The 7,091-nt window shown below is 59.8% G+C and carries 6 protein-coding genes and 1 pseudogene; 6 read left to right on the plus strand and 1 reads right to left on the minus strand.

The annotated features are described in order from the left end of the window. Window position 1: 1 nt before the first annotated feature. The 4 genes and pseudogenes from EDE08_RS24670 (at window position 2) to EDE08_RS24685 (ending at window position 3,474) form a co-directional block, all read left to right on the plus strand. Window positions 2-1,006: a quinone oxidoreductase family protein gene (locus tag EDE08_RS24670; protein ID WP_131871045.1), complete on the plus strand. Its 1,005-nt coding sequence runs from the start codon at window positions 2-4 to the stop codon at window positions 1,004-1,006. Window positions 1,007-1,178: 172 nt separating this feature from the next. Then, a complete protein-coding gene (locus EDE08_RS24675) occupies window positions 1,179-1,661 on the plus strand; it encodes a winged helix-turn-helix transcriptional regulator (RefSeq protein WP_131871044.1) in 483 nt (160 codons plus the stop codon). A 470-nt stretch (window positions 1,662-2,131) separates the two neighbouring features. Next, window positions 2,132-2,320, plus strand: a pseudogene (locus tag EDE08_RS24680) (acetyl-CoA C-acyltransferase); the annotation flags it as partial. Window positions 2,321-2,388: 68 nt separating this feature from the next. Next, window positions 2,389-3,474, plus strand: coding sequence for an alkene reductase (locus EDE08_RS24685; RefSeq protein WP_131871043.1), 1,086 nt, complete (start codon window positions 2,389-2,391; stop codon window positions 3,472-3,474). A gap of 356 nt (window positions 3,475-3,830) precedes the next feature. Here EDE08_RS24685 and EDE08_RS24690 read toward each other — a convergent pair whose 3' ends face one another. Then, complete coding sequence (locus tag EDE08_RS24690) at window positions 3,831-4,892, minus strand: AraC family transcriptional regulator (RefSeq protein ID WP_131871042.1); 1,062 nt, start codon at window positions 4,890-4,892, stop codon at window positions 3,831-3,833. A gap of 87 nt (window positions 4,893-4,979) precedes the next feature. Here EDE08_RS24690 and EDE08_RS24695 point away from each other — a divergent pair, with 87 nt between their 5' ends. Together EDE08_RS24695 and EDE08_RS24700 are read left to right on the plus strand one after the other, a co-directional pair. Further along, window positions 4,980-5,774, plus strand: coding sequence for an enoyl-CoA hydratase/isomerase family protein (locus EDE08_RS24695; protein WP_283810565.1), 795 nt, complete (start codon window positions 4,980-4,982; stop codon window positions 5,772-5,774). A gap of 3 nt (window positions 5,775-5,777) precedes the next feature. Beyond that, complete coding sequence (locus tag EDE08_RS24700) at window positions 5,778-7,082, plus strand: CaiB/BaiF CoA transferase family protein (protein WP_131871041.1); 1,305 nt, start codon at window positions 5,778-5,780, stop codon at window positions 7,080-7,082. Window positions 7,083-7,091: the final 9 nt, after the last annotated feature.

The raw sequence follows: 7,091 nt of genomic DNA on the forward strand, positions 1-7,091 counted from the left end.
AATGAAAGTAGCACGACTGCACAAGTACGGTGGTCCGGATGTCCTCGTCTATGAGGACGCCCCGAAGCCGAAACCGGGACCCGGCGAAGTTTTGATCAAGGTGGAATCTGTCAGCGTCAATTTTGCTGATGTAGTCAGGCGGAACAACGATCCTTATCCATTTCCTTCACCGCTCCCGTTCATTCCAGGCAGCGAGGTCGCGGGAGTCGTGGAGGTAGTTGGCGAGAGTGCCGGCAACATCAAAGAGGGCATGACAGTTTTCGCGTCCCTCGAAAACGGTGGGGCGGGCGGATACGCTCAGTACGCGGTGGCGAAGACCGGTAAGGTCATCCCCTTGCCGGAGGGGCTGACGCCGGACCAGGCTTGCTCGCTCGTGGTCGCCGGAATGACCGCCCTGCAAACTCTCACCGATTGCGCCCATCTTCAGTCCGGTGAGACCGTCCTGGTGCAGGCGGCCGGCGGCGGGGTAGGTACTTACGCCGTGCAGATCGCCAAACATCTGGGCGCCGGCAAGGTCATCGCCGCTGCCAGCACTCAGGCAAAGCGCGACCTCGCCTTGAAGCTCGGTGCGCACCACGCGATTGACTACACCGCGCCGGATTGGGGCGACCAGTTGCGCGTGCTCACCGACGGCAAGGGGGTCGATGTTGTGCTCGAAGCCACCGGCGGTGACGTTCTTACGCAGAGCATCCAGACCATGGGTCCCTTTGGACGCATCGTTGTGTTTGGAGCCGCATCTCGTGAGCGCAAGTCCATCAACCCATACGCCATGCTCGGGTTAAACCAATCGCTCATCACGTACTACGTGGGTGGTTGGTTTCAGGCCCGACCGCAGCAAGCCGTCGCCGCACTTCTGCGCCTCATTGGCTTGATCAAGTCGGGGGCGATCCAGGTGCAAATCGGGCATATTCTTCCCTTGAGCAGGGCGGCGGAGGCGCACCGAATTCTCGCCGCGCGCGCGAGCGCCGGAAAGATCATCCTCAAGCCGTGGCTTCAGGCGTCCTGAGCGAAAGGGTGGGAGCGTCTCTTGGCTTGCGGATTGTCAAGGGAACGTTTCTGCACTGCCGCAGTCCGCAGCGCCTGGAAAAGCCCGCTTCCGGAACCTCAACTATCGACATCACGGTCCGAACGGTTTAACTTTGCAACTCAATGGTCGAAGGAGCGGACTGAGAGAAGCAATGAAAGGAAAACGAACCCAACTGGATCAAGCCAACTGTGGGATTGCACGCACGCTGGAGATCGTCGGCGATTGGTGGTCCCTTCTGATAATTCGGAATGCGTTCCACGGGGTCGGGCGTTTCAGCGAGTTTCAGAAGAGCCTTGGCTTGGCGAAGAACATCCTGTCGGCCCGACTGAAGAAGCTGGTCGAGAACGGCATCTTCAGGATCGAACCGGATGACGAATCGTCGTCGATCCATCGTTACGTTCTGACCGACAAGGGCGAGAAGCTGTACGTGGTTCTCATTGCGCTGTGGCAATGGGGCGAAGAGAACTGCTTCAAGCCTGGTGAGCTCAAACATGTGATGGTCGACAATCGGAATCGAAAGCCGCTCGGTCGGCTGCAGATCAAGACGAAGGATGGCCGCGTTGTCGGACCGCGCGACTTTCGTACGATCCGGATTGAATCGACCGGCAAAAGAGCTGCCGAGCGAGGAGCTTGAATTGCGTTGATCTGACTGGTTTTGGCGGCAATCGTTACTGCTGAGCCAAGCGCCGAACTCTCTCGCCCCGGTACACGAAGGCGAGAAGCTTTTGCGAATTCGTGTAGCAAGCGAGGATCTCACGTGGATCGCATCAAGTTGTCCTCGGAATATCAATCCAGTCAATGCAAAAAAGAACTAAGAAAAGATAGCCGGATCATTTTCCAGAGCGGCAGTTTGCGCGCGGCAAGTGTCTCTTGGTGGTACCAGAATAGCTAGAATACGCGCGTATTAGGCGCGAACGGCGTGTCTACGTTCGGACCGAAGGCATTCCTCGCGCAAGTCATGCAAGGGCTTTGCGCTTGACCAGTTCTAAAAAAGAACGATATTCGCGATGAAGGCGGCAATGCTCGCGCCGGATCAGACGAGGAGATTGAGAAATGGTAGACGCCGTTATCGTTTCGACAGCGCGGACCGCAATCGGTCGTGCCTATGATCCCGATAAGCTCAACGTAAACGGCGGCTCAATAGCGCTCGGCCATCCCTACGGAATGACCAGCGCCCGTTTGGCGGGTCACATCCTGATCGAGGGCCGTCGCAGGAAAGCAAATTATGGGGTTGTGACCATGTGCGTTGGCGGCGGCATGGGTGCCGCGGGGCCGTTCGAGATCGTCAATTGAATCAGGTCAACGAAGTCACACACGCAAGTACTTCGTCATAATCACTTGAAACCAGCAAGGACTGAGACATGCCAACGTTGTTCGACCCACTGCAGTTAGGAGACATTCTGCTTCCCAATCGAGTCATCATGGCGCCACTCACCAGATTGAGGGCGGGCGACAGCAAAGTGCCCAATAACCTCATGGCGGAATACTACAGTCAACGGGCGACGGCGGGATTGATCATATCGGAAGGTGTTCCGGTATCCCCACAAGCAGTTGGTTATAAGGGTGTTGCAGGCAACTGGGCTCCGGAGCATATCGAAGGCTGGGGACGCGTCACGGCAGCGGTAAAGCGCGCCGGTGGCCGCATCTTTATGCAAATCTGGCACGTAGGGCGCATATCCGACCCGAGTTTCTACGAGGGAGGCCTGCCCGTCGGACCAAGTCCGATTGCTGCGAAGGGGAACGTTAGCCTTCTGCGTCCGGAGCGGCCGTATGTCGAACCCCGAGCGTTGCGCACAGACGAGGTGCGAGGCGTAGTCGAATCGTTCCGACGCGCGGCTCAGTTTGCTCAAATGGCCGGCTTTGACGGCGTCGAATTGCACGGAGCGAACGGATATCTGCTCGATCAATTCTTGCAGGATGTCTCGAATCGTCGCGAGGACGAATATGGCGGCTCGATCGAGAACCGAGCAAGACTCATGCTTGAAGCCACGGATGCCGCGATTTCAGTGTGGGGGCCGAGCAGGGTCGGTATGCATCTGGCTCCCCGTGGCGACGTTTATTCGATGGGGGACAGTGATCGCACGAGAACATTCACCTATGTCGCGCGAGAGCTGGGACGCCGCAAGATAGCCTTCATCTGTGCCCGCGAGAAGGTGGCGCCTGATAGTATCGGCCCCGATCTGAAGAAGGCTTTCGGCGGCACATATATCGCCAACGAAGGCTTCACGGCAGCTTCGGCGGACGAGGCACTCGCCAAGGGGGGGGCTGATGCCGTGGCGTTCGGAAAAGCCTTCATTGCCAACCCGGACCTTGCCGAAAGGTTGAGAGTCGGCGCCGAACTCAACCCGCCTCGTCCCGAGACTTTCTATGGCCCTGATGCCGTGGGGTATACGGATTATCCTACGCTGAAGCAATTGCAGGGGAAAGTGGAAGCAGCGCCGTCGTAATTGGGCCCAGGCCGCCTGCCGGTTTCGCTGCTGTCGCTCCCTCGAGATCTTGACTGAGTTGGGCGATGCATCGATGCAGATCGCAGCATCGCCCATAGGGGAGTTGGACCACCAGCCAGACGGTTCATCCGTCCCGCAACGAACCGCAACTTCGTAAGGGCAGACCGATCGTCTGCGTTACATCGGCTGAGATCGGGTTGAAAGGATCGACGGATGCACTTGCCAACCCATCAAAACCTCAGCGGATGGGTTGCTTGCTCCCTCGGGGCCGTCGCTGGCGTCTCGTTCAAGGAGACCGTCACTATATTGGGAATGTTGCCGCGTTGGATGTAGCTGCGGTTTGTTACTTCGGGGGGCTACGAGGCCGCCATTGGTGCAGTTGAACTCAAGCGGCTTACTGAGGCATGTTCGTCATTCCTGCGTGACCTACGCCACGCGCTAGGCGTTATCCTGCGCCAGCGAGTGAAGGCCCTCCTGAAATTGGCTTCGTCGCCAAAGCCGCACCTCTCCGCGATTTCAGACACGGATAGATGTGTGTTCTCCAGGAACTCGCAGGCGAGCGAAGCGCGAGTTTGGTCGAGCAGGTCTTGGAACGCGGTACCGTCTCGCGCCAATCGACGAAACAGGGTGCGGCGCGAAAGACCCAACGCGGCTGCCGCCTCATCAGCCGTGGAGCGCCGGCCGCTGTTGCCTAGGAAGTAGCTGCGTAGCTCCCGGAGCAGCGAGCTTTCTCCGTCTGCGCCCACAATCAAGCCTTCGCAGAAGTCTCGGCAGATGTTTGCGGTGAGTGAGCTGGCGTTTGGGCAAGGCCGCGAGAACACGGCTGCATCGAAGTGCCATTCCATCGTTTCAGATTCGAATTCAAGCGGGCATTGAAATAGTTCGGCATACGCCCGCCAATGCGCAGGCCGAGGATAGGGAAAGCGCATGAGAGTGGATGGGAAGTGGTCCTGGAGAATTTCGCCCTTCAGGGTGACCATAGAGGCGCGCCAAAACTCTGCAACGAACGGCAGCAGCCCACGCAGCGAGTTTGGGTTCCAGCTTTGCATCACGACCCGATCACCCTCCCGGCGGAGGGTGATCCGCAGCACGGCACCTGCGAACTCGACGTGTTGGTGGCCAAAGGCGAAAGCATCGCCGAACGTCGGGCTGGTGGCGAGCGCGAAGCCATAAACTCCGAAATGATGCACGCGCTGGCGCTTGCCCGCCCTGAGCGCGAGTAAGGGATCTTGGGTCAGTTCATGCGCGGCCGTGAGCACGGCCAGTCGCTGCGCCTGGGTGAGCGTGCCGCCGAGGGATCGTAGCCCCGCTGCGCGTCGCAGCTTTTCAGCGTCTATTCCCAACGCCCCCAGCTCTTCAATCAGGGCCTGGAGGCCATGACCGACAGCAGTATCACGCAGTGCGGAGGGTGGCATCATTTCACCTCATGATGGCACGATACCACCTGTATCATCAAGCGTGACGGGCGCAATGATGTTGTCATCAATATCAAGGGATGAACGCCTATGTCTTCAATTTCCAAGCCTGTTTCGTCCTGCGTCAAGGTCTCCTACGAAGGGCCGGTTGCTGTCCTTTCGATGGAATCTGCACCGCACAACCTGATCGGCTTTGACCTGATGGGCGGCATCAGGGAAGGTCTTGCCTCAGCAAGAGAAGCTGGCTCGCGTGCCGTCCTGCTCAAGAGCGGCCTAAGACACTTCTCCGCTGGGGCGGATACTTCTCTGTTCGAACGGTCGCAAGGCCCGGAGGGACGGGTCGGAAGCTCCTCGCTTGCCTTCCTGCGCGACCTAGAAAATTTTCCGCTGCCGATTGTCGCGGCGGTGCAGGGCGTCTGCGTCGGTGGTGGCTTTGAACTGGCATTGGCCTGTGATTTCATTATCGCGGCGCGTTCGGCCAAGATCGGCTCGGTCGAAGCGACGCTGGGCTTGAACCCGCTGATGGGCGCGATCCAGCGTCAGGTCCAGCGAGCGGGGATCGCGAGAGCCAAAGAGATGTCGATGCTGGGTCGGCGCTACGATGCGGCAACCCTGGAGAAGTGGAACATCATCAACCTCGTCGTGGACGATGAGAAGCTTGGCGAAGCGGCGATGATGGTCGCGCTCGAACTTGGCAATGGTCCGACGCTCGCGCACACGAGCACAAAACAGATCGCCAACCTTGCCGCGGCCAAGGGCGTCGAGGCCGCTGACGAGGCCATGGCGCAACTGCAGCGGCCGCTTTGGACGTCCGACGACCTCAACATCGGCCTCGAAAGCCTGATGAAGCAGGGCCCCGGTCTTGCCGTCTTCAAGGGACGCTAAGCTATGGCCGCTCCTCTCGAAGGCGTGAAGGTCGTTGATTTCTCACGCGTGCTGGCGGGCCCCCTGTGCGGACGCACGCTGCAGGACCTCGGAGCCCATGTCACCAAGATCGAGCCGCCTCGCGGGGACGTTTCGCGCTTAGCCGCGCCGATCAATCTCAACGGCGTCACCGGCTATTACGCGCAGCAGAATGCCGGCAAGCGCGCCCTGTCGATCGATTTGAACAAGGACGAGGCCAAGGAGATTGCGTGGAAGCTAGTGGAAGCGGCCGACATTCTGGTCGAGAACTTCCGCCCCGGCACTCTTGCCTCCTTTGGGTTCGACTACGAGAGCGTCGCCAAGCGCAACCCACGGTTGATCTATGTCTCGATCTCGGGTTATGGCCAGGGCGGTCCATGGCGCGGCCGGATGGCCTACGCGCCGACCGTCCAGGCCGAAGCCGGGTTCACCCACCACACGCTTCGTCATTTCGGCTTGATGAATGAGCCCAAAACGGACGCTCTCAGCCATGCCGACGCGTATGTCGGACTGCAAGGTGTCATCGCGGTGCTCGCAGCGCTCCACCAGCGTGAGCGGACCGGAATCGGTCAACACGTTGACGTCGCCATGGCCGCAACAATGTTGGCCGTAAACGAACATGCCCATGTGGACCTCAACGGCCTCGACCCGGGTGACGACCCGGCCATCCTGGGTGCAACCGATGGATCGTTTTTCACTGGTCCGAACGGTGAGAAGTTCGTCTGCGCAATCAGTATCGTCAGTGCGATGACGTTCAGCTGGTTTGTCGCGGCGATGCGGCGGCCCGACCTGCTGGAGGATCCCCGCTTCGCCACCTCGGGCCTGCGTCGGGCCAATCGCGCGCAGTTCGAAGAGATCGTCCAAAAATGGATTTGGACCTTCCCCGACATGGCGACACTCGACGCCCATTTCGACCAGGCTAAGCTGGCTACCGGCGAAGTCCGCACGGTTGAGCAACTCGCGGCCAGCGAATGGGCCGACTACTGGAGCGCGACGCTGAATGTCCCGGATCGGCAGGGCGGTGAATTCCGCCTACCTGGCCGCCCGTGGAAGTTCTCCGACGCGGAATTACCTCTCCCTGGCGCTCCCAGCGAACAAGGCGAACAGAACGAGGAGATCTGCCGGGAGCTAGGCTACAGTGATGCCGACATCGCTCGCATGCGCGAAGGCGGCGCGCTCGTTGGCAATTTCGTCTCGCAGATGAGATCGTGTCCCCTGGCGTGGTGTAGCTGGCGGCGGGTTACCGCGTTCTCCGGCGAGAGCCGGGCTGGTCAGCTGGCGATAGCCTGAAGGCTGACG

Origin of the sequence: Bradyrhizobium sp. R2.2-H, assembly GCF_004346455.1 — a bacterium.
In the GTDB taxonomy this organism is placed as follows: Bacteria; Pseudomonadota; Alphaproteobacteria; order Rhizobiales; family Xanthobacteraceae; genus Bradyrhizobium; species Bradyrhizobium diversitatis.

What these genes read in the sequence shown, in the direction of transcription:
- EDE08_RS24670 (WP_131871045.1), top strand. Translation starts at nt 2, where the DNA reads ATGAAAGTAGCACGACTGCACAAGTACGGTGGTCCGGATGTCCTCGTC.
- EDE08_RS24675 (WP_131871044.1), top strand. Translation starts at nt 1,179, where the DNA reads ATGAAAGGAAAACGAACCCAACTGGATCAAGCCAACTGTGGGATTGCA.
- EDE08_RS24685 (WP_131871043.1), top strand. Translation starts at nt 2,389, where the DNA reads ATGCCAACGTTGTTCGACCCACTGCAGTTAGGAGACATTCTGCTTCCC.
- EDE08_RS24690 (WP_131871042.1), bottom strand. Translation starts at nt 4,892, where the DNA reads ATGATGCCACCCTCCGCACTGCGTGATACTGCTGTCGGTCATGGCCTC.
- EDE08_RS24695 (WP_283810565.1), top strand. Translation starts at nt 4,980, where the DNA reads ATGTCTTCAATTTCCAAGCCTGTTTCGTCCTGCGTCAAGGTCTCCTAC.
- EDE08_RS24700 (WP_131871041.1), top strand. Translation starts at nt 5,778, where the DNA reads ATGGCCGCTCCTCTCGAAGGCGTGAAGGTCGTTGATTTCTCACGCGTG.